The sequence below is a fragment of the Holospora curviuscula genome (assembly GCF_002930195.1).
GTDB classification, from domain to species: domain Bacteria; phylum Pseudomonadota; class Alphaproteobacteria; order Holosporales; family Holosporaceae; genus Holospora; species Holospora curviuscula.
This window is the reverse complement of record NZ_PHHC01000045.1, coordinates 1-1,661: the sequence shown is the minus strand read 5'-3', so window position 1 is coordinate 1,661 and position 1,661 is coordinate 1. Positions and strand designations below refer to the sequence as shown.

The following is a 1,661-nucleotide window of genomic DNA, read 5'->3' as shown; positions in this document are numbered from 1 at the left end:
ATAGCTTTGACTTATATGGAAATAAGTACGGGTATTCCCGGATGTACTCAAGAGCCATAAGAAGGCGATCCTCTAAAATAAGCGTGTTCTTTCCACCGCCTTTCGCTTTCTTAAGGCCTTCGGCTTCTCTGAAAATATCAAGCATCTTTTCAAAAGGTGATCTTTTAACGCCTGTTAAACGATAAAATTGTTCGCCTTCTATATTTTTCATGGTTTCCTACTTCATGACAGATCCTTCTACGGAGCGTTTACATCAAACTTTAAATTTAATTCAGTTTCTCAAGTGGTCTATTGTATTAGGTATAAAAAGAAGCGAGTTATAGACTCATATCATTGAGCGCATTTTGTAATTCTATCCTCAATCCATCTCATATAAGCCCAGAATTTTTCTATAGAATTTAGAGCGTGTGAATAAGGAGATAAAAATATTATTTTTCAACCAATAAATTCGATGAACGCTTTAGTCTTTTTTGATTGATGAAATGAAGCATAACCCCTAACCAAGTCGGGTTTTTATTATTTTGATTAAAAACTGTTCTCCCCAATAATTAAGTTGATTGTTTCTTGATATTTATTGCTTTCTAAACCTCTCCAGAGGGCACGGGTTTTTTATAGGTAAAGCCTAACTTTTTAAGCCTCCTAAAAACAGAAGCAAGGCTTGCGTTAATATAGTATAGCGATTTGTTCATTTTTAACATACATTTTTAGCTGACTGGGATCTACATTCCCTGTGCTGCGTAATTGTGCTTTAGGTTTGATTACTTTTTCTTTTTCGTATCGTATCTACTCTCTATTTACGCTACAATAACTAATTATTGCGCTTTTTGTGATTGTTAGCTAATTTTATGTATACATATTACACTTTCTTTTAACTCTAGGCTGTTTTTGTCTTATTATCACTTTTTTCCAATTATAACACATTTAATCTTATTTTAAGCTAAATTACTATAGCCATCAAGGCCACCGCATAAAAAATTTTGTTTCAAAATACAGAAAAGTATGTCGTCACTCCAGCCACCTCATTTTTCTGAACCTCTTGATTGATTATCTTGGCATCTGAGTTTGTTCAGAGCTATATGCGTGATTATCGCCATAGCTTGGGGAGCGTTTTCTTTTCGTGTGCTCCTTTGATCCTCACCAAATGACCTCTGTACTAGCCAATGTAAGGCCCCAATGGCTTTTAATATATGAGAGCATTGTTTCAGGACTAACTTCTAAAGAAGATCCATACTACCGCACTTCACTAGAACACTTGCCTTTTATCTTACAAGCCGATTCTATCCGCGCCATGCTTTTAATGGAAAGCCCATTAGGGGTATTTAAGATGAGCCATTGACTATCCTGACTTACCGAGCATTTTCTAACTTCAATCCTAGCGTTCCCCTTATCATAATTTTTGCAATATTTAATCTTTTCTAATGGTGCTTTTTCAAAATATCGCGTCACATCATCTAAAAGATTTTCCTGATTACCTTTGAGAGAAAATAGATAATGTCTTCCTTTACCCAGGATTTTATCTGCAATTTTTTTTGAAATCCCATGGCATCTATAGAGAGAATCGATCCTTTACTATTCAGCCAATCCAATATTTTCGGTATTACTGTGAGCGCGTTGCTTTTATTCATTCCCTTGGCCTAGCCTCTTTAGCAAAAGCGCGTATC

The 1,661-nt window shown here is 35.3% G+C and carries 1 protein-coding gene and 1 pseudogene; both read right to left on the bottom strand.

The genetic code is table 11. The features are described from left to right. Nucleotides 1–211: pseudogene (locus HCUR_RS00755) on the bottom strand (transposase family protein); the annotation flags it as partial. Between the two features lie 1,019 nt (nt 212–1,230). After that, nucleotides 1,231–1,446, bottom strand: coding sequence for a hypothetical protein (locus HCUR_RS07630; RefSeq protein WP_129591798.1), 216 nt, complete (start codon nt 1,444–1,446; stop codon nt 1,231–1,233). Nucleotides 1,447–1,661: the final 215 nt, after the last annotated feature.